Raw genomic sequence first — 20,083 nt, 5'->3', positions numbered from 1 at the left:
TCCTTTCCTGTTGTTACATACAGAACCGCGGTCCCAGATAGAGCCGGCGGCTCTCTTCATCGTTAACCAAAAAATCACTGTTGCCTTCGCGCAATACCTTACCTTCGCACATTAGATATGCACGGTCAACCACTGCAAGTGTTTCGCGTACATTGTGGTCGGTAATCAAAACACCGAGACCTTTATTCCGCAGTTCTTTAACAATTTCCTGCACTTCATAAACTGCGAGCGGATCAACGCCGCTAAACGGTTCATCAAGCAGGATCAGCGCCGGATTTGTTACCAGCGCACGCGTAATTTCCAGACGCCGGCGTTCGCCGCCGGACAGTGTATACGCCGGCTGTTTTGCCAGGTGTGAAATTTTCAGTTCATTCAGCAGGAACTCCAGCCGCTCGCGGCGTTCTTTGCGCGATACCGGCAGAGTTTCCAGAATCGCCATCACATTTTCCTGCACCGTCAGCTTACGGAAAATTGACGGCTCCTGCGAAAGATATCCCATGCCCATCCGTGCGCGCCGGTACATTGGGACTTTAGAGATATTGCGCCCCTTAAAATATACTTCGCCGGCAGTAGGATGAAGTAAACCCGTTACCATATAAAACGTTGTCGTTTTGCCGGCACCGTTCGGACCGAGCAGTCCAACAATTTCGCCGGTACGGACGTTCACATCCACGCCATTCACCACCGTGCGTCCACGATAACTTTTCACCAGCTTTTCGGTGCGAACCAGGTAATCGTTCGTTTCCATAACCGCTATTTCAATAATTCACGAATTTCGGCGTTATTGTCATCAGGAAAAATAATGGCACGCGCCGGTTCACTGACCGCATGGTTGCTTTTGCGCCACACGCGAATCCGTTCGCCGTACAGTTTATTGCGGCCGTCTGAAAGCACCGGGTTATCCTCCAGAGTAAACTCGTCTGTTTTAACATCATAGGTTGCACGCCCGGCGACAGCTTCTCTTCCTTCGTTTTCCTGCGCCATCCTAACGCTGCCGAGCGCCTCAATCCAGCTAATTTCATTGTTTTCGCTAAAATGAACTTCCAGTGTATCGCAGTCCATCACCATCTGCGGGTCAACTACTTTTACATTCTGTTCAAAACGCACCAGTCGCGCCTTATAATCCATAAACAGCTCTTTCGATGTGATCACCGTAGTGCCATCACGCTTTTTTCCCGCCACTGCCTCATCATCCATCGCCGCCATGACGTCATGAATCGTTACATGGCTCTCATTCAGTACGCGCACGGTATTTTCATTTGAATGCAGCACATAGCCGCGCCCGCGCAGCTGAATCCGGTCCATATCTGCATTGACCGTCTCTTCCGATGTCGCAACACGTGTTTTCTGATTGTAAAAACAGAGCGGTGATGTAATCACACCCGCCGTTTCACCCGCCTTATACAGTTCAACGCGTAAACCGGTAATTTTTGCATCGCCGCCGTCACCTGGAATTTCCGCACGTTCACCAAAAAACTGGGACGTCATATTCCCGTTTTCATCATATTCCGGCACACGGAAACCGCTGATTTCCATCTGTGAAAAATTCTGTGCAAACGCCGGCGAAAGTAACATTCCGGCAAAGCAAATGAAGATCCGTTTATTCATTTTACCTCATTAATCGCTGTCAGCGTCTGCCACAGCTTCGGCACCTCTTTAAAAGGAATCGCATTGGCTTTATCCGAAAGCGCTTTCGACGGGTCAACATTCGTTTCCAGGAAAATTCCGTCGACGCCCACCGCCACTGCCGCTTTCGCCAGATAAGGCGCATATTTACCGTCACCACCGGAACAATCGCCTGCGCCGCCCGGCGACTGCACGCTGTGCGTGCAGTCGAACACCACCGGATAACCGAATTCGCGCATAATCAACAGGCTCCGCATATCTGCCACCAGCGTGTTGTAGCCGAACGATACGCCGCGCTCCGTCAGAATAATATTTTTGTTACCGGTCGACTCCAGTTTTGTTATAATATTTTTCATGTCCCGCGGTGCGAGAAACTGACCTTTCTTCACATTCACCGCCTTGCCGCTTTCACCGGCGGCGATCAGCAGATCCGTCTGCCGGCAGAGAAACGCCGGAATCTGCAGAATATCCACCACCTGCGCTGCCAGCGGAACTTCCTGTTCACTGTGAACATCCGTTAAAACCGGCACATTAAACTTTTCTCTGATCTCTGCGAGAATTTCCAGTCCCTTGGCGATACCGGGGCCGCGGTAGGAGTGAATCGACGTCCGGTTTGCTTTGTCATACGATGCCTTAAATACCAGCGGCACGTTCAGCTTATCCGACATCGCCTTTAAGCGCTTTGCTATATCCATACATAGTGCGCGATTCTCAATCACACACGGCCCTGCCATCAGTGCCAGCGGGTTTTTCCCGCCAAACTTCACGCCCCTTGCTTTTACGACTTTGGTCATTTTTTAATCTCCTGAAAATTTCTCCTACGCATCACAATGTAATTTTTCGTGTTATTCGTGTATTCAGCGGTTAAAAATTATTTGAAAAATTTTCTATTCAACCGGCGGCGCGCAAGGGACTGCGTGCCCTGCCTTTTTCCTTCGTTTTCTTTGTTACCTCTTTGTAAAAATCTGTCTCTATTCGTGTTATCCGAGGTTAAAAATTTTATTCGTGTCCATTCGTGGTTTTCGTGGATGGTTTTAATCCAGATTCATTCCCTTTAATATATTCTCCACCTTCAAAATATCCTCCGGAGTATCAACACCGATACCGGATTCGTTCACTTGCAGCACATTCATGCGGCAGCCGATATACAGCGCGCGCAACTGCTCAAGCTTTTCCAGATTTTCCAGCTGACACGGCGGTTCGTTTACCAGCTTCAATAAATAATTGCGCCGGTACGCATAAATTCCGATGTGCCGCCAATGTGCGCCGTCCGTATCCATGCCGGCATCGCGCACCGCCGGAATCGTCGCGCGTGAAAAATAGAGGGCGCGTCCGTCATGGGCAAAAACAACTTTTACTTTTGCCGGATCATTTAAATCATTCGCGTTTTCAATCGGTGTGGCGGCAGTCGCCATATCCCAGTCGCCGGTGGAAATAATTCCGGCAAGCCGGTCGATCAGCGCCGGATCAATCAGCGGTTCGTCGCCCTGGATATTAATCAGCGCATCACACGTTTCACCGGAAACAGCTTCGGCGATGCGGTCGGTTCCGGTCGGGTGATCCCTGCGCGTCATCACCGCTTTAACGCCGGCAATGCCAAAGTCGTTTACAGCATCAATGATTCGCTGATCGTCCGTAGCAACCACCACTGCGCTTAGAGTTTCTGCCTGAATTACACGCTCAACTACGCGCTGAATCAGCGGTTTTCCGGCGATCAGTGCGAGCGGCTTACCCGGCAGTCGCGTTGATGCCCAGCGTGCCGGAATGACACCGATCACTTGTTTTGTTTCTGCCGTCATCTACTTTTTCTTTTCCTTGATCCAGAAATCATCGCCGGCGCCGTTCACCTCTTTCAGTGTCAACCGGATTTTCCCGAACGGCGCACTCGCTTTTGCAAACGTCATCAGCCGGCGGGAATCGCGCGACACCCATACCGTAGCTTTTCCGGTGCGGATAAACAAGTCGTCAAGCGACGCTTCCGGCATCAGCCGCAGGCTTGGAATCTTCTGTTTATAATCCGGCAGGCTGATTTTTTCGATCTCGGCGGTTTTTATCGTCAGGTCGTAAATTTTTTCATCCGCCAGCACCAGATGTTTGGTTTCACGTTCCGGCTCCAGTGTTTCACCACGCATAAAATACATAAAGCTGACAATATCACGGGCGGTCGGTTGAATGTCGTACACCTTCATTTTGCCGTTCGTCAACCGTTCAAAATGCGCTTTCAACGTTACGAAATCAAACGTGGTCACTTCGTGACAGCGGTAGCGCCCTTCCCTCAGATTTTTTTCATAGCGCACCGGCAGCAATGTTTCAGGATCAACCAGACTTTCGTAACTGTCGTCCACCGGGAAAACTGCATTAAAAAAAGCGTACGTTTGAATCTCAACACGCAGACAAATCACCGGCTTTCCGTTAAATTCAGCGTTGCTGACGGTAGCTTTTGCCCATGCCACCGGAATACCGTTCCATGTCCCGCCGTAAATTAACTCTTCACCAACCGGAAACGGCATCGCGCCGGCATTGCCGGCGGCGATTATAAAACCCAGCACAATGGAAATTTTTATTAATTCTTTACCGATACCGCTCAAAACCCGACGCATACGACAAATTAAAAATCCGGAATTCAACAGTACAATCCTATTCCCGACTTCCATCTTTATATCTTTTCGTATTTTTTGAGGTTAACGATCGTTTATACCGGTTTAATTAATTGCCGGCAGGTAATCCCGGCTTCAAGAAACAGCGCGCGCGACTGCGCGCCGAAACAATATTCCTCGTCATATACCACTTCAGCAATCCCGGCGTTAATGATCATCTTTGTGCACATCAGACACGGACTGTTCGTACAGTACAGCGTTCCGCCCTTCACCGAAATCCCGTGATATGCCGCCTGCACAATCGCATTTTCTTCTGCGTGGCAGCAAACACAATCGCCGAGCGACTGACCCGACGGCGCATCCGAACTGCAGCGCGCACAACCGCCTTCATCACAATTTTTAATTCCGCGCGGCGTGCCGTTATAGCCCGTCGAAACAATCCGTTTATCGCGCACGATCACTGCCGCAACTTTCCGGCGACTGCAATTCGCACGCGATTTCACCACATGCGCAATATCCATAAAATACTCGTCCCAGCCCGGGCGCTGTTTTTTATTCATCACGCAAGAATGAAAAAACAGAGGCAAAACAGCAATTCATAAATCAATGTTAAAATACCAGTCATGATATTTTACGTGAACATTGGTATGAATTCGTGGTTTAATCCAAATAATAACAGAAAGGTTGACTATGAAGTTTATTGAGCTCGCCACAAAACGCGTCAGTGTCCGTTCCTATAAATCTGATCCGGTACCGGAAAACCTGCTTAATGAAATCCTGGAAGCCGGACGCCTCGCACCGACCGCCTGCAACCTGCAGCCGTTTAAATTTATTGTCGTGCGTGATAAAAAGCGCATTGCCGGACTGACGCCGGAACGCTATCCGTGGTTTGCCGACGCGCCGGTTATTATTGTCATCTGTACGCTGCCGGAAATTGCGTGGAAGCGGAAATGCGACAACCGCTGTCTGGTTGACCTTGATGCCGGAATAGCAATCGACCATATGACGCTGGCTGCCGCCGAGCTCGGACTCGGCACCTGCTGGATCGGTGCGTTTGATCCGGAGATTGTCCGGCGCGTTTTAGAGATTCCCGACTCATCTGAACCCCTGATCATGCTCACGCTCGGTACCCCGAACGACACCGGACGCCCGAAAGTCCGCAAACCGTTAAGCGAGCTTGTTGTTCAGGAAAAATTTTAGTTTACGGGCAGACACTCCTGTCTGTCCGAATGAGCAGGCAGGAATGCCTGCTCCCATTGTGGAGAGATGCAATGAGTCTCATCGTTCGCATCATTTTTATCTGCGCCCTGCTCTATGCCGGAATTTTATGCTGGATGTGGATCCGGCAGGAAAAATTTCTGTTTCAGCCCAAGCATGAAAATCCGCCGGCGGCATTTGAACATTTCCGGTGGGATCGCACCATCGACGGCTTTTGGCATGAGGGCTGGTTTATTGATAAAAAGAAACCGGTCACCGTGATTTACCACGGCGGCAACGCCGAGGATCTGGCGAATCATGTTGAAATCATGTTCAACGGACTTGATGCCAACGTGCTGATGATCAACTATCGCGGCTACGGATTAAGCGCCGGCAAACCCGGTGAAAAAGTCATGGTTTCTGATGCGATACAACTGTATGACCTGTTCCGCGCAGAAACCGGCACGCCGGCGGAACAACTGTTTCTGATGGGACGGAGTCTCGGCACCGGCATTGCGGTACAGGTTGCTGCCGCACGGCCAAGCGCCGGATTGATCCTCGTTACACCCTACGCCAAAATTGAAGATGCCGCGCGCTTTCAATATCCGTTTCTGCCGCCGCTCAATTTGCTGCTTCGGCACAGATTCCGTTCCATTGATTATGTGACAACCATTCAAACGCCGGCTTTAATTCTGCTTGCAGCGCACGACGAAATGATTCCGCTGCAAAGCGGCGAAACACTTGCTGAAATATATGCCGGTACAAAAAAAATTATTACTCTGCCGACGGGTCACATGGATATTCATGAAATACCGGAATATTTCGCGGCGATGAACAAATTCATCAAATCCGCCGGGTCGGTTAGAGCTAACTGATCAGACGGGTCAGTCAAATTTAGCAGATTTTTTCTTCCTCAGCGCCGCCGCCATGCCGGCCAGAATAAATGTGCCGCCGGCGAGCATCGGCGGCGTTAAATTTTCGCCGAGCAGCAGCCGCGCAAACAGTGCGGCGAGAAACGGCTTTAGAAAAAACGACATTGCACCGATACCGGCCTCAACCTGCCCGATCCCGTAAATAAATAGAAAATAGGCGAGCGCCGTTCCGGCGAGCGCGAGATAAAGAATCCCAACCCAATCGGCTGTGCCGAAGAAAAACAGCGGGAATCCTTCGAATCCGAGTGCAACCGGAATTAAAAAAATTCCGCCGGCAAGTGCGGCGAGACCGGCGATCGGCAGTGCGCCGTACCGTGGCGTCACTTTTTTAAACAGCACGGTGTATACCGCAAAGGCCGCGAGCGCAATAATCATTAACATAATCCCGCGCGGCGAGATCCCGGCCGTTTTACCGATGGCCAGCACACCGGTTCCAATGATACACAACAGTGCGGCGCCGGTTTTTTGCAATGTCATTTTTTCGTTCAGAATCAGCGCCGCAAAAATTACCACAAACACCGGGTTACAACTGAACACCAGCGCCGCTGCATTCGCGGGCAGATACAGAATCGCAAGATGAAAAAATCCCGACATGACCGTTACGCCGATCAATCCAAGTCCGGCAAGAACGATGACATCACTGCGTGCCGGTTTTATGCTGCGCCGGCGCAGCATGTGTACTGAAGGCAGCAGGAGAATGACGCCGGTGATAAGAAAACGAAGCGTGGCGATCCAAAGCGGAGAATTCCCGGCGATCGCCCCGCGTTTCTGCATTATTTTCGACGCAACCTCAATCGTACTGAACAGCGTCATTCCCGCGAGCAGCGCCAGCAATCCGCGCAGCTTCATGCGTTCCCTTTGCTCTGACGCTTGAGTTTTCTGAGCAGCAGCATGTGTTGTATTTTTTCTGCGGCGGTCATGTGGTCAACGAGAAGTACACCGTTCAAATGATCATTCTCGTGCTGAATGGCACGCGCGAGCAGCCCTTTCGCACTCACAACCTGCGACTGACCGTTCTGGTCAGTATACCGCAAAACAACGTCCGCCGGACGGCGTACCGGCACATACAGTTTCGGGAAACTCAAACAGCCCTCTTCTGCGACCGCAGTTTCATCGGACATGCCGATAATTTCCGGATTAATTGCAATCAGCGGCATCTGCACACCGGGATTGTCCTTTATACCGTCCGCCGGAATATCGATCACAAAAATGGATTCCGTCCGGCCGATCTGTTCCGCGGCCAGCCCGACTCCCTGCGCGGCGTACATGATCTTCAGCATGTGCTCCGCAAGCTCACGGAGTTCATCGGTCACCGCCCCCACCGGTACCGCTTTTGTTCGCAACACCGGATTTCCAAAGATTGTAACGTTACCTGACACTCTCGCTCCTGTTTTTAAATCTGAACCTTGAACTCCAAACAATAAATTTACAACCCCAGCATAAATTGAAATGTCTTATCCGAAAATCCCGGCAGATTTTCGTGGCCGAAGTCAGGATAAATAACCATTTCTTTTTGAGCGGTGATTTTATTATAAGCGGCAAACTGGGTGGACGGCGGACAAATGGTGTCCATTAATCCGGTGCCCATCATAACGTGTGCTTTGATGCGCGGCGCGAAGTTTTGAATGTCGATATAACCGAGTCTGGTGAACAGCTCTGCTGCGCGGGCATGCGTCGGATCGTGCCGGCGGAAAAATGTTTTGAGCTCTTCATACGCCTCTTTTGCCTGATCCATCTGCCAGACGCGGAGATAATCGGAAAGGAATGGAAATATCGGTGCCGCACGTTTAATGCGCGGCTCGAGCGCGGCGCAGGCGAGTGTGAGTGCGCCGCCCTGACTGCCGCCGGATGCGCCGACGCGTTTTTCATCAACGTCCGGCATGGCCATCACAATTTTTGCGAGCTGGGCGGTGTCGAGAAAGATCTGCCGGAACAACAGTTTTTCCGGCGAATCATCGAGTCCGCGAATAATTTGTCCGCTCATAGTGGTTCCTTTTACGGCGCCGGAATCTTCGGAGAGCCCGCCCTGCCCGCGGCAGTCAAGCGCGGCGACGGTAAAACCGGCGGCGGCATAACCGAGTTTGTCAGTCCAGTCACCGCAATTTCCGGAATAACCGTGAAAATGCAGTACCGCCGGATGTTTTCCCGGCGCGTTTTTCGGCTGAATTAAATTGGCGTGAATACGCGCGCCGCCGACGCCGGTAAACCACAGATGCGAACAGGTTGCGAACGGTGTTTGAAAATCAGGATCGGGAATAATTTCAATCTGCGGATCGACGGCGTTCATTTCGGCCAGCGCGGCGTCCCAATATTGATCGAAATCCGCTGGGCGCGGATTAATTCCTTGATACTCACGCAGTTTTTCCAGCGGCATATCAAATGTCAACGGCATACGTTCTCCTTACTGTTGTGTCGAAAGTCCATATATTAAAAGTTTCCGGCCGTTCAAAACCGGGTAAAAACTCCACACATATCTTTCGTTAAAACGGGAATTATTAGATCAGTTGCAACGCCGGTGCAACATGGAAAAAATTTAGATGCGCTCAACAGATAGACTGTGAACACCAAAAAAACGCCGGAAAGAGTTCCGGTGGTAAAATGGTGTGGAACAATTCGCCAAACGCCGGCGCTTGAAAAAATTCTTACCGCTGCGCCGCCGCGATTTTTTCAACTCGCAACCGGCATGCAAACCTTTAATGCCGACGTTGCCGGGCGGGTTCACCGGCAGTCTGACGCCGGAAAAATCGAACAGAATATCCGCAAACTCGCAGCCATGAATTCTGTGCATCTGCACGCCGATTTAATTGCCGGACAGCTCGAAAAATTTTTAACCGGCAGGCGCAAGCTCGATTCCGGCGCCGTGCGCCGCGCCATTGATCGCGATCTGAAAAACTCCGGCGCTGCGCTGAAAGGCATGGAACGGCAAACCAGAACAACGTAGGATAAGTTTCCCGTCTGTCCACGAATGAACGGGATTTTTTGACGGGATTTACAGGATACCTTTTGGTTTTTTAGAGCCGTTTCGTTTTAATTTGTCGCGTTAAAACCGCAGTCATCGCCTGCGGCTACAATTTATGATCCAATATTTTGCAGGCGCGTCCGGTGGGCGCGCAATAATGAATGCAACAAATTGAACGGGAATTGCTCTCATCCGGTTTATCCTGTCTGAGTTAACTCTGCATGCGTTACCTGTCCTGTATTATTTCGCGCCTTTCTTGCGGTTACACTCTTTGCACAGCATTTGCAGGTTTGCGGGGTCTGTTTTTCCGCCCTCACTCCACGGCGTAATGTGATCGCCCTCCATCTCTTCAATGGCAAATTGTTTTTTGCATGCCCTGCATTTACCGCTTTGCTTTTGATAGGCGGTCTGCTTTTGACTGTCGGTAAATGCGCGGATATTCAAATGCCGTTCGTCCCTTGTGAGCAGATATTCATAAATACCTTTTTTACTGGTGACATCATCGTCCGCCAGCAGTTTTTTAATTTCAGCTTCCAGGATATTGGCATTAAACACAACATTCTTGAATTTATTAAAAAACTCACCCCAGGGCAGCCCTTTCATAATTTTGCGATACTCCGGAAAAATCCGCTCAACCCATGAAATCACCGACCGAAAATACTGCCAGAGTTCATCCGCATCCGCATCGTGTTGATGCGCCGCCATATACTTTTTAACTTCACCGCCGGAAATCCATTTCAATACGGTTTCAAGATAATCCTGACGAATCGGAGAGCCGGTGAGATATTGATCGCCGATTCCGGCGGCCGGACAGCCGGTTTTACTGAACCACCGTTTTGCATCAGCGAGCCATGGGCCGGTGTAGATCGCGTTGCGCAGCTCCTGATCCGTCAGCTTTTCACCCGCGATATTAATGATGCGGAACCAGTCAAGCCGTTCCGAATCAGTGCCGGCACAAAAATAAACGGACAATTCATAATCCAAAATTTGCTCCCGTATATCGGCGGTGAGATTATGAAATCCAAGCGGATTACCGTCGCCGAAATCCACCGAAAAATCGCCGTTCACGTATTGGCAGAGTGAAATCGTCCGCTGCTGTCCATCCATCAACTCAAAACCGTCCGCGTCATTTTCCACCCAGTACATTGTATTCAATGGAAAATTTTTGCGCACCGTGCGAATCACTTCATCGCGCTGTTTATCTTTATAGATAAATTCACGCTGATAAGCGGGACGGATATTAAGCTGGCCGCGGTAACCGACCACACCACTTTCGCCATCGTCTTGAAATCCGTCAACCAGATCGCGGATTTTTACATTGTGAAGTTCAATCTTCATTGCGTGCCGTCCTTTCGCTGAATGAATAACCGTTTATACACTTTCGCGCCATGTACCGTTGCTTGCGCAACTCCACCCTTCCACAAACCGTATGAAAACCCTTTCCCCTCACTTTCCGTCGCGCCAAGAATTTCAAATTGTTCGGGATTGTATTTATCTAAAAACGTAATCGGTACACCCATCGCACCATCATAATCACAAGGTATTTCGGCAGTTTTCGACACTTCGATTGCGTCATAATTATCGTATCTCGGATAGGCTTCAGTAGTATAATTTTTATAAAGCTGGAGCTGCTCATGACGTTTAGAATGGTCAAGATTGGTAAGCCAAATTGCCGGGACATTGATAACTTTAATACCATTTACAGTTTTTTCGTATTTCCCTTCATAATCAGAAACAAACCACATGCCGCCGGAAAAACTCCGATATCCCGTCCACAGTTTGTTGTTTTTTATCAACCCAAAAATATCTTTATAGGTAATGGCATTCTTATTGCCGATAATTAAAAAAAATTTCCGGTACTCAACGAGTTGTGCAACATATTCGCGGAACAAGGAAAACGGCGGATTGGTCACCACAATGTCTGCTTCTTTTAAAAGCGCAATACATTCCGGTGAACGAAAATCGCCGTTCTCTTTCAGCTTGCCGATTTTATAGAGCCGTTTTTTAAACAGCGCCGGAAAATCACCGATGTCATCAATGTCTTTGTCGTTCACCTTTTTGAGGCGCAGATAATGCGCTTCGCCGGCGCTAATAACCGGCGCTTCAGTATTTTCTAAAAAATCGAGTTGAAACGCGGTGCCGCTGATGGGCGAACCGGTGAACGATGTGGCAATCAGTTCCTTCAATCCCAGCGCATTAAAGTTACGGACAAAATATTCAACAAACTTGCTTTCGCAGGGATCGTCGCAATTACAATAGACAACACGTCCCTTAAAATGCTTCCGGTAATGGCGCAGCTCGTTTTCAATATCAACCAGCTGCGTATAAAATTCATCCTTTTTGGCGCGTTTTGCATGTTGCAAGACGCTGTTTCTCGATTTCGGCAGGCGTCCATCCCTTGCAGAGGAATGAGCTCCGCCCCGTCCCGATTTTTTTGACACGGCAAAGGCTCCTTGGTTACGCGAGCCTTGGCCGATGTCTGGTGTCGTTCAGTTTGTTGAAATGCCAAAAAAAAAGGAGCGTGTCAGTTCACGCTCCCCTCGGGCATTTCCACATGCCTTGAACGAACGTTTGCCAACACGCCCCAAGGGGCGCGTATGGAAACGCTGTCGTTCTAATTGTGGAAATTCTGAGGGGACAGCAGCTTTCAGCTACGCAAATTTTTAAAATTAATTTTTATTTGAATCTATTTAGTTAACAACTCCCTGCGTTATTTAAAATTACTGAAAAAGAGTACTATTCACTCTTATTTGTGTCTATGCGTAATTCTCAAAGTGTTTTCAATGCAGGACAGGCAGGATGCCTGTCCACGAACGAACAGGAATTTTTTAACGGGATTTACAGGATGAACAGGATTTTTTCTTTCCTACATTATTTCCAAATCTTCCCAGCCGTTTTGCTGCAATAAAAACTCCAGCAGTGCGGCGCAGGCGACGGCGTCATACAGTGCGTCGTGCGCGGAATGGTTCGGACAAAATTCGCGGATGCGCGGCTCTAAATTTAATCCGGCGACTAAATCGCCCAGCGTGTGCGACGGCGCTTTGGGCCATGCGCGGCGCGCGAGTTTTAAGGTGTCGATCCACGGCCCGTACGGATGCAGCGGCGCCATTTTCCTTAAAAACTTTTTTTCCACTGCAACATTATGCGCCGCCAGCGGACCGGCGAGCAGCGGCTCAATATTTTTCCAGACGGTGCATGCCGGCGGTGCGCCGGCTATTGCATCGCGCAGGGCATGATGTTTGCCCGGCGCATAGGCGTTAAACGGGCGGTTTGCATCGACGCAAATCAGTGTTTCAAACAGCGACGCCGGATCAATTTTTCCAGCGCGCAATACAACCAGTCCAATCTGCCACGGTTCATTGTCGAACCCCGGCACCGCGCCGGTGGTTTCGAAATCCAGAACGGTTACGGCTGTCTCGCGAATGAGCATGGGAAAACGTTAGCAGTTACCGGCTGCCCGTTAAAAGAAATATCATCGCGCTGTCTTCCGCATCATCTGCCGTATGGATTCTGTCCGCACATCTTCCCTTCGATTACCGCTGGCCGCAGTTTAATTTTCAATACTGGAATAAACGACCTGATTCGTCTGATCGTTGGTGATGGTGAACTCTTCCATGTGGAATGACGGATCGGATACAAATGTAAGGTGTCCGTTGAATTTCTTTTCCATGTCGACAAGCGCTTCTTCGTCTTCACGGCGCAGACGTTCGAGAACTTTGGGATTAACAGCGACTTTCATGGAATGAAGCCCCTTGCGGTCTTTGCGTAATGCTGCGGATAAGCGGCGCTGCAGCTCGACACTCATGGCGAGTGCGGATTTGACGCGTCCGCGCCCGCGACAGTATTCGCAGTTTACATAAGTTGAGGTATAGATGCTCTCTTCAAACCGCTGACGCGTCATTTCGAGCAGTCCGAGTTGTGAAATCGGCAGTACGTTGGTGCGTGCCCGGTCGGCGTGCAATGCGTCTTTGAGTGTTTTGTAAACGGCAGCCTGATCGCGTTTTCTTTTCATGTCGATGAAGTCGATGACCACGAGTCCGCCGATGTTACGCAACCGGAGCTGGCGCGCAATCTCCTGCGCGGCTTCGGTGTTAACGGCGAGGATCGATTCTTCCGCATTTTTTCCGCCTTTGTGCCGTCCGGTGTTTACGTCGACCGCCACCAGTGCTTCAGTTTCATCAAAAATTAAATATGCGCCGGACTTCATCCAGACTTTACGCCGGAAAACGGATTCGATTTGTTTTTCCGCATCGAAGTAGTCAAAGATCGGCTCTTCACCGCCGTAGAGCTGTACCCAGTTGCGCGCACGGCGTGAATACCTGGCGATCATTTTACGGATCATTTCGTACGCATCGCGGTTGTCGATATAAACGCGGTCGATATCTTCGGTGAGATAATCACGCACGACGCGCTCCGCCAGATTGGGCTCCTGATATAAACAGCACGGTGCCGGCTTTTCGCGCATACCGGTGTCGATTTCCTTCCAGATTTCAAACAGCGTGCGGGCATCGCGCACAAAACCGGTTTTGCGTGTGCCGGAACCGGCGGTGCGAACGATGATTCCGATGCCGTTCGGAATCGGCAGACGCGTCAGGATTCTTTTCAGGCGTGTTCTCTCTTTGCTGTCGCCGATTTTCTTCGAAATCCCTTTCAGGCTCGTGCCGGGCATCATGACCAGATAGCGTCCCGGCACACTGAGATTAGCTGTAACGCGAGGCCCTTTGGTGCCAATGGCGTCTTTCGTGACCTGCACGACAATTTCAGAACCGATCGGAAATTTTTTTGCCATTTCACCCTGTGCAAATTTCCGGCGTTTGCGGTTGCTGGCACGCCCTTCCTGTTCTTCAAGCCGCACTGCATCTTCAGGGATCATATCCCAGTAATGGATGAACGCATTTTTTGCCATGCCGATATCAATAAATGCTGCCTGAAGCCCGTCTTCAAGGTTTTGAACTTTGCCTTTGAAGACGCTGCCAACGAGCCGGTTTTCTTCTGAACGTTCAATATGAAAATGATCCAGTTTACCTTCATCCAGCACTGCAACACGTGTTTCAAGGGGTTCAATATTGATCAAAACCTCTTTTTTCTTCCGGCTAACTGTTGCGGCCAGTTTATTTTTTACTACTTTGAGCATTGCTGCCCTCCTCTTTCTAATTAAATACGACGCCGGCGGAGACAGACACTTTGAACCAGCCCTAATGCCGCCATGATACTCACCATGAAGGAACCGCCGTAACTCATCAACGGCAGCGGCAGACCGGTAATCGGCATAAGTCCGACGGTCATCGCGATATTTACAAAAACATGTGCAAAAATAAGTGTGCCGATCCCCGCCGCAAGCAGTCGCCCGAACCGGTCGCGGGCGAATACAGCGGTAAAGACAGCGCGCACGATTAATACGGCGTAAAGTGTTAACAGCACTACGCCTCCGGCAAAGCCGGTTTCCTCGGCAACGACCGAAAAGATAAAGTCGGTCGGCGCCACTGTTCTCGGCAGAAAACCGAGGATGTTTTGAGTTCCTTTCAAATAACCTTTGCCAAACAGACCGCCGGAACCGATCGCAATCTGCGACTGCAGTTTATTCCAGCCTGCGCCAAGCGGATCTTCATTCACATTCAGAAAAACGAGAATACGGTTTTTCTGATAGTCGGCAAGGAACGGACAGGTCTCGGGAAAATATTTCAGCCAGAGAGCCATCATCAGCAGACCAAGCAAGCCGAGGCCGATCAGAATTAAAAGCGGTTTCAACGGGCATCCTGCGCAGAACAGCATCGCGATGGTCACCGGAATTAAAACGATCGCTGTACCAAGATCCGGTTCTGCGACAATCAATAGAAACGGAACTCCGGCAATTAAAAATGAAAACATGAATATTTTACGGCTGTTCAACTCCAGCGCCGGACTGCTCAGCAGTCCCGCAAGGGTGAAAATCAAGGCGAGCTTTCCGATTTCTGACGGTTGAACCATGATGCCGCCGATACTAAACCAGCGATGCGCGCCATAAACGGATGTGCCGATGAACAGCACCAGCACTAACAGAATGATCGCTGCGCCGTAAATCCACCACTGCACGCGCGCAAGGTAACGGTAATCGAACGCCGCCGCCGCGATGTATACGGCGAAACCGGTGATCGCCCAGATCATTTGACGTGAAACCATTCCGCTGACAGCCTGATCGGCATTACGGTATCCGGCACTGTAAATAAAAAAGAATCCAAACACCGTCAGTGCGATAATGATAACCACGCTGATCCAGTCGATGCGGCGGAGGAAGCTCAACATGGTGAGCCTCCTTTGGAATGTTGACTATCGAACAAGGAATAATGAATATTGAAGTTTGGAGTTTCTTCATTCACTTCTACATTCGAAATTCCTTGTTCATCATTCTGAGGTTCTTGAAGCCGCCCTTCCCGTTTCATTTTTTCGTACAGACCGGACATTAAAATTTTTAACTGCGGGCCCACGGTGGAGCCTCCGGAGCCGCCATCTTCAATAATCATCGCTACGGCATATTGCGGGTTGTGGTACGGTGCGAATCCAATCATCCAGGTGTGTTTATACTGATTGTTTGCACCGTATTCCGCCGTGCCGGTTTTTCCGGCAAATTCAAATCCCGGCACTGCAGCACGGTGTCCGGTACCGTTGCGCTCCATAATCACATCGCGCATGCCGGCCCGAACAATTGAAACAGCATCAGCCGGCCAGTTCATTTTACCGCCGTGCCGCTCCGGTTCGTTCACATATTCATTACTGCCCGGCAGCCGGTACGACAGCACTACACGCGGTTTATACAGATAGCCGCCGTTGGCAATCGCGGACGTCATCATCGCCATTTGGACCGGCGTTACCGTCAAATAGCCCTGTCCGATTGAGAGGTTGCAAACATCACCGTCGGTAAAATTATTTCCGCGGCCGGTGCGTTTCAGCCATTCCGTATCCGGCACAAGCCCGGCTTGTTCAAAGTCAACTTCAACGCCGGTTTTCTGTCCGAGCCCGACCGCTTTCGCCTGCTCAATGATCGGCTGCCAGCCGTATTCGAGCGCAGTTTTCAGAAAGTACACATTTGCCGAAAGTTTCAGAGCTTCGCGCAGATTCACTTCACCGTGGCCGTGCGGATTCCAGTCGCGGATCCGCCGCCGTCCGAGCATATAGAATCCCGGCGAGTCGCGATATTCATGCGCAGCCGCCGGATTCACTGTCGCGGCGGCAAGTCCGACCAGCGGTTTGAAAACACTGCCCGGCGGATAGGTTCCGGCGACGGCGCGGTTGAGCAACGGTTTGTTCGCATTGTCGCGCAGCACATTCCAGTTTGCTGTGGTAATAAACGGAACAAACATATTTGCATCGTATCCCGGCGCACTGATCATCGCCAGCACATCGCCGTTGTTCGGATCCATTACCACCACCGCCCCGTTATAATTTCCGAGCGATTTATGCGCGAGCAGTTGAATTTCCATGTCAAGCGTCAGCCGCAGATCGCCGCCGGCTTTCGATTCGCGGCGCGCGAGTTCGCCGTGCCGGTAACCGGATACATCAATCTGAACCAGCGTTCCGCCGGCTTTGCCCTGCATGAACGGATCGAACAGCTTTTCAAGTCCGGCGCGGCCGAACATTGTCGGCAGATAATATGAATATTCTTCTTCTTCAGTCAGCTTTTCCGGATCGGCGCGGCCGACGTAGCCGATGAGATGCGAGGTGTATGGACTGTACGGATAAGTGCGTGTTGCCTGTATATAAAGATCGACGCCGGGAATCCGGGCGCCCTGCTCTGCCAGTTTTGCCATTGCTTCCGGCCCGGCCTGCCGCCATAGCACGAGCGGCAGCGGCAGACGCAGGCGAATATGTTTCCAGACATCGTCGCGTGTTAATTCCGGCGGCAGGCCGGTGAGTTCAGAAACCTGATTGATCACATCCATTGCGCGGTCGATCGTGCGCGACCACGGACCGGCGCGCCGGATATCTTCAAGGAAAAGCGAAATCGAATATATCGGGCGGTTATCGGCGAGACATAACCCGTTGCGGTCATAAATTTTGCCGCGAATTCCCGGCAGCCGTACACGGCGCAAACTTTGAATTTCAATTCGTGATTCAAACATTGCGCTGCTTTTTACCTGCAGTTTCCACAGTGAAAAACCAAGCAACGCCAGCATGAACAGCATAAATCCGCCGAGCAGCCAGTAACGCAGCGGTTCAAATTTTTCAGGACGGCGGACGCGCATCATCATCGTAGCGCCCTCCGGTACCATTTATCTCTGAACGGCGCTGCCGCCAGAAAAATTCCCGGCGCCAGAAACAGTGCCACTAAAACACCGGCAACGAGCTGCAAAAACAGTTCAGCGGTGCGCACCGGACGAATATTAAACAACGCTAGAATCAGAATGAAGTAGAGTGTTTTCAGCAGTGCAAAGAGTCCTCCGAGAATTACATACGTCCACGCGATATCAGAAAAAATTTCGCGGCGAATGTAATTAATAACAAACACCGTGAGCAAAAAAAACGGAATAGAAATTCCAAGCGGCGCCGGACAGAATGAATCATGAATCAGTCCGGCGATGACGGCTCCGTAAAGCGCAACATTCAACCGTGAATGCAGCGCGATAAAAATCATCAGACAAAGCAGTGCCGGAAATTCAATCGGCATCAGCGCCTGAATCGATCCGGCGGCAAACAAAAGAACGGTGATAACCAGCGGTTTCATTCGCCATCCTCCGCCATGTCATTGTTTGTCGAAACAAAAACCACTTCCATCAAATAAACAACGGCTTTCGGAATAATATCGGCGTACTGATATAGACCGTTTTCTTCGGTATATATTTTGTCAATATAACCGATGAGGATGTTTTTTGGAAAAATGCCGCCGAGTCCGGATGTTACCACCGCGTCGCCTTCACGCACCGGAATATCTTTGTGAATAAACTGCATGCGCGCAACCGGGTAGCCTTTCAGGTTTGTTCCGCGTCCGCTGACAATTCCAAACGAACCGGTACGCGAAATTCGCGCTGAAACTTTACACGCCGGATCGGAAACTAAAATAACTTCGGATGAAAGCGCTGAAACACCGGCAGTGCATCCAACCAGTCCGTCAGACGAAATGACCGGCGAGTTGGAGCGGACGCCGTGCTTTGTTCCTTTGTCCAGCCGCACGCTCTGCCACCAGCCGCTGACGCTGCGTGCAATCACCTGTGCCGCAATTAAATTGTCCGGCTGGGCATCGGAAAAGTCGAGCTGTTCGTGCAACCGCCGGTTTTCTTCGGCGAGATTTTCCAGCATCACCGCTTTCGCCTGCAACCGGATCACCTCCTCGGTGAGGCGCTGATTTCTTTCGATGAGTCCGTCGAAACCGCGTACTGCATCCCAGCCCTCTTTGAGGCTCATGCCGAAACTGAGCAGCAGCATTTGCACCGGTGCGGCGGAGTTATTAAAGACCGACTTGATGCGCGAACTGCACGTTGCAGGCAGATTGAAAAGGAGCAGCAGTGCAAGTGCTGCCGCAATCCATTTTAAAATTTTTCGTCTACCAATCATCTGCCGTCCGGCGTTTAAAATTCCGGCGGGACGATATTGAATGAGAAAATAACTTCTATTGCTCGCCGTTTGCGGCGAGTTTACGCATCAGATCGATTTCATGCAGAACGACCCCGGTACCTTCGGCAACTGCGCTGAGCGGATCTTCGGCGATGTGCACCGGCAGTCCGGTATTTTCAGCAATCAGTCTGTCAAGTCCGCGCAGCATCGCGCCGCCGCCGGCCAGAACCATTCCGCGGTCGACGAGGTCGGCCGATAACTCCGGCGGACAGCGGTCGAGCGTTACGCGGATCGCATCCACAATGCCGGAAACCGGATCTTTTAACGCGGCGCGAATTTCTTCAGAGCTGATCGTGAGCGTTTTCGGCAGACCGGCGACCTGGTCGCGGCCTTTGACTTCCATGGTCGTTTCGTCGTTAATGCGCATGGCGGAACCGATCGTAATTTTAATATCTTCTGCGGTTCGTTCGCCGATCAATAGATTATATTCCCGTTTCAAATACTGGATGAGGGCCTCATCCATATCGTCCCCGCCGACTCGCACGCTGCGACTGAAAACAATACCGGCGAGGGAAATCAGTGCGACTTCGGTTGTGCCGCCGCCGATATCCACAATCATATTGCCCGCCGGTTCCTGTACCGGCAGCCCCACGCCGATCGCAGCTGCCATCGGTTCCTCAATTAAAAATACATCGCGCGCGCCCGCATGCAGTGCCGAGTCTTTTACTGCGCGCTTCTCCACCTCAGTAATTCCGCTTGGAACTGCCACAACAACCCTGGGGCGAACCATGCGGCGACGGTTATGAACTTTCTGAATAAAATACCGGAGCATGGCCTCGGTAAAATCAAAATCAGCGATCACACCGCCTTTCATCGGACGGACAGCCACAATATTTCCAGGCGTTCTGCCCAGCATCCGTTTGGCGTCATCTCCCACTTTCAGCACCCGGTTCGTGCCAACCTGTACCGCGACAACCGACGGCTCGCGCAAGACGATCCCGCGGTCGCGTACATAAACCAGAGTGTTAGCGGTACCAAGGTCGATCCCGATATCGCTGGAGAAAAGCCCCATCAGATGGTTAAACATGTTAAACATACCCGTTCGTCAAAAACAGCTCTTTTAAAATCTAAGCGGCTCATATTTGCCGATTTAAGCAAAACCGGTCAAGAGAAATAAACAGGCAAAGGATACATAATCCTGCTCAACCGGCACAATCGATTCGACTTTTAGGCATGGAGCTTTCAGA

General features: G+C 50.7%; 21 protein-coding genes. 3 read left to right on the top strand and 18 right to left on the bottom strand.

The genetic code is table 11. The annotated features are described in order from the left end of the window. Positions 1 to 13: 13 nt before the first annotated feature. The 6 genes from lptB to WC959_02230 form a co-directional block, all read right to left on the bottom strand. Complete coding sequence (gene lptB / locus WC959_02255; GenBank protein ID MFA5687965.1) at positions 14 to 748, bottom strand: LPS export ABC transporter ATP-binding protein; 735 nt, start codon at positions 746 to 748, stop codon at positions 14 to 16. A 5-nt stretch (positions 749 to 753) separates the two neighbouring features. Further along, a complete protein-coding gene (locus WC959_02250; GenBank protein ID MFA5687964.1) occupies positions 754 to 1,608 on the bottom strand; it encodes an LptA/OstA family protein in 855 nt (284 codons plus the stop codon). Continuing rightward, positions 1,605 to 2,420 carry a 3-deoxy-8-phosphooctulonate synthase gene (kdsA, locus tag WC959_02245; GenBank protein MFA5687963.1) on the bottom strand — a complete coding sequence of 272 codons (816 nt, stop codon included), beginning with the start codon at positions 2,418 to 2,420 and terminating at the stop codon, positions 1,605 to 1,607. Before kdsA ends, WC959_02250 begins: the two co-directional genes overlap by 4 nt. A 240-nt stretch (positions 2,421 to 2,660) precedes the next feature. Continuing rightward, positions 2,661 to 3,425, bottom strand: coding sequence for a 3-deoxy-manno-octulosonate cytidylyltransferase (gene kdsB / locus WC959_02240; protein ID MFA5687962.1), 765 nt, complete (start codon positions 3,423 to 3,425; stop codon positions 2,661 to 2,663). Continuing rightward, positions 3,426 to 4,280, bottom strand: coding sequence for a DUF3108 domain-containing protein (locus WC959_02235; protein ID MFA5687961.1), 855 nt, complete (start codon positions 4,278 to 4,280; stop codon positions 3,426 to 3,428). It lies immediately after the preceding gene. Positions 4,281 to 4,318: 38 nt separating this feature from the next. After that, positions 4,319 to 4,783 carry a dCMP deaminase family protein gene (locus WC959_02230; protein ID MFA5687960.1) on the bottom strand — a complete coding sequence of 155 codons (465 nt, stop codon included), beginning with the start codon at positions 4,781 to 4,783 and terminating at the stop codon, positions 4,319 to 4,321. A gap of 130 nt (positions 4,784 to 4,913) precedes the next feature. On the opposite strand from WC959_02230, the gene WC959_02225 reads away from it, so the two are divergent. Continuing rightward, positions 4,914 to 5,423 (top strand): nitroreductase family protein, encoded by a 510-nt coding sequence (locus tag WC959_02225; protein MFA5687959.1) that lies wholly within the window; start codon positions 4,914 to 4,916, stop codon positions 5,421 to 5,423. A gap of 71 nt (positions 5,424 to 5,494) precedes the next feature. After that, positions 5,495 to 6,295 carry an alpha/beta fold hydrolase gene (locus tag WC959_02220; GenBank protein ID MFA5687958.1) on the top strand — a complete coding sequence of 267 codons (801 nt, stop codon included), beginning with the start codon at positions 5,495 to 5,497 and terminating at the stop codon, positions 6,293 to 6,295. 9 nt (positions 6,296 to 6,304) lie between these two features. On the opposite strand, the gene WC959_02215 is transcribed toward WC959_02220, so the two are convergent. The 3 genes from WC959_02215 to WC959_02205 are packed head-to-tail and all read right to left on the bottom strand — an operon-like array spanning position 6,305 to position 8,744. Continuing rightward, positions 6,305 to 7,201, bottom strand: a complete 897-nt coding sequence (locus tag WC959_02215; protein ID MFA5687957.1) for an EamA family transporter — start codon at positions 7,199 to 7,201, stop codon at positions 6,305 to 6,307. Beyond that, positions 7,198 to 7,731, bottom strand: a complete 534-nt coding sequence (gene def / locus WC959_02210; protein ID MFA5687956.1) for a peptide deformylase — start codon at positions 7,729 to 7,731, stop codon at positions 7,198 to 7,200. The genes WC959_02215 and def overlap by 4 nt, the downstream gene beginning before the upstream one ends. 47 nt (positions 7,732 to 7,778) lie before the next feature. Continuing rightward, complete coding sequence (locus tag WC959_02205) at positions 7,779 to 8,744, bottom strand: acetylxylan esterase (protein MFA5687955.1); 966 nt, start codon at positions 8,742 to 8,744, stop codon at positions 7,779 to 7,781. 165 nt (positions 8,745 to 8,909) lie between these two features. Here WC959_02205 and WC959_02200 point away from each other — a divergent pair, with 165 nt between their 5' ends. Next, on the top strand, positions 8,910 to 9,293 hold the full coding sequence (locus WC959_02200; protein MFA5687954.1) for a hypothetical protein: 384 nt from the start codon (positions 8,910 to 8,912) through the stop codon (positions 9,291 to 9,293). A gap of 258 nt (positions 9,294 to 9,551) precedes the next feature. Here the strand turns inward: WC959_02200 and WC959_02195 are convergent, their stop codons facing one another. The 9 genes from WC959_02195 to WC959_02155 form a co-directional block, all read right to left on the bottom strand. Beyond that, the gene (locus tag WC959_02195) at positions 9,552 to 10,649 is read right to left on the bottom strand and encodes a DUF262 domain-containing protein (GenBank protein ID MFA5687953.1); all 1,098 of its coding nucleotides are present in this window, start codon (positions 10,647 to 10,649) and stop codon (positions 9,552 to 9,554) included. Next, positions 10,646 to 11,752: an adenine-specific methyltransferase EcoRI family protein gene (locus WC959_02190; GenBank protein MFA5687952.1), complete on the bottom strand. Its 1,107-nt coding sequence runs from the start codon at positions 11,750 to 11,752 to the stop codon at positions 10,646 to 10,648. The genes WC959_02195 and WC959_02190 overlap by 4 nt, the downstream gene beginning before the upstream one ends. 425 nt (positions 11,753 to 12,177) lie before the next feature. Further along, a complete protein-coding gene (locus WC959_02185) occupies positions 12,178 to 12,741 on the bottom strand; it encodes a 3'-5' exonuclease (GenBank protein ID MFA5687951.1) in 564 nt (187 codons plus the stop codon). Positions 12,742 to 12,861: 120 nt separating this feature from the next. After that, positions 12,862 to 14,445: an Rne/Rng family ribonuclease gene (locus tag WC959_02180; protein MFA5687950.1), complete on the bottom strand. Its 1,584-nt coding sequence runs from the start codon at positions 14,443 to 14,445 to the stop codon at positions 12,862 to 12,864. Positions 14,446 to 14,465: 20 nt separating this feature from the next. Beyond that, positions 14,466 to 15,593 carry a rod shape-determining protein RodA gene (gene rodA, locus WC959_02175; protein MFA5687949.1) on the bottom strand — a complete coding sequence of 376 codons (1,128 nt, stop codon included), beginning with the start codon at positions 15,591 to 15,593 and terminating at the stop codon, positions 14,466 to 14,468. Further along, on the bottom strand, positions 15,587 to 17,536 hold the full coding sequence (gene mrdA, locus WC959_02170) for a penicillin-binding protein 2 (protein ID MFA5687948.1): 1,950 nt from the start codon (positions 17,534 to 17,536) through the stop codon (positions 15,587 to 15,589). The genes rodA and mrdA overlap by 7 nt, the downstream gene beginning before the upstream one ends. Next, a complete protein-coding gene (locus WC959_02165) occupies positions 17,533 to 18,009 on the bottom strand; it encodes a hypothetical protein (protein ID MFA5687947.1) in 477 nt (158 codons plus the stop codon). Before WC959_02165 ends, mrdA begins: the two co-directional genes overlap by 4 nt. Beyond that, positions 18,006 to 18,836: a rod shape-determining protein MreC gene (mreC, locus tag WC959_02160; protein MFA5687946.1), complete on the bottom strand. Its 831-nt coding sequence runs from the start codon at positions 18,834 to 18,836 to the stop codon at positions 18,006 to 18,008. Before mreC ends, WC959_02165 begins: the two co-directional genes overlap by 4 nt. Positions 18,837 to 18,891: 55 nt before the next feature. Further along, positions 18,892 to 19,923 carry a rod shape-determining protein gene (locus tag WC959_02155; GenBank protein MFA5687945.1) on the bottom strand — a complete coding sequence of 344 codons (1,032 nt, stop codon included), beginning with the start codon at positions 19,921 to 19,923 and terminating at the stop codon, positions 18,892 to 18,894. Positions 19,924 to 20,083: the final 160 nt, after the last annotated feature.

The organism is Kiritimatiellales bacterium, assembly GCA_041656295.1.
GTDB lineage: Bacteria > Verrucomicrobiota > Kiritimatiellia > Kiritimatiellales > Tichowtungiaceae > Tichowtungia.
The sequence above is the reverse complement of the archived record's forward strand: the minus strand, read 5'-3'. Positions and strand labels throughout refer to the sequence as shown.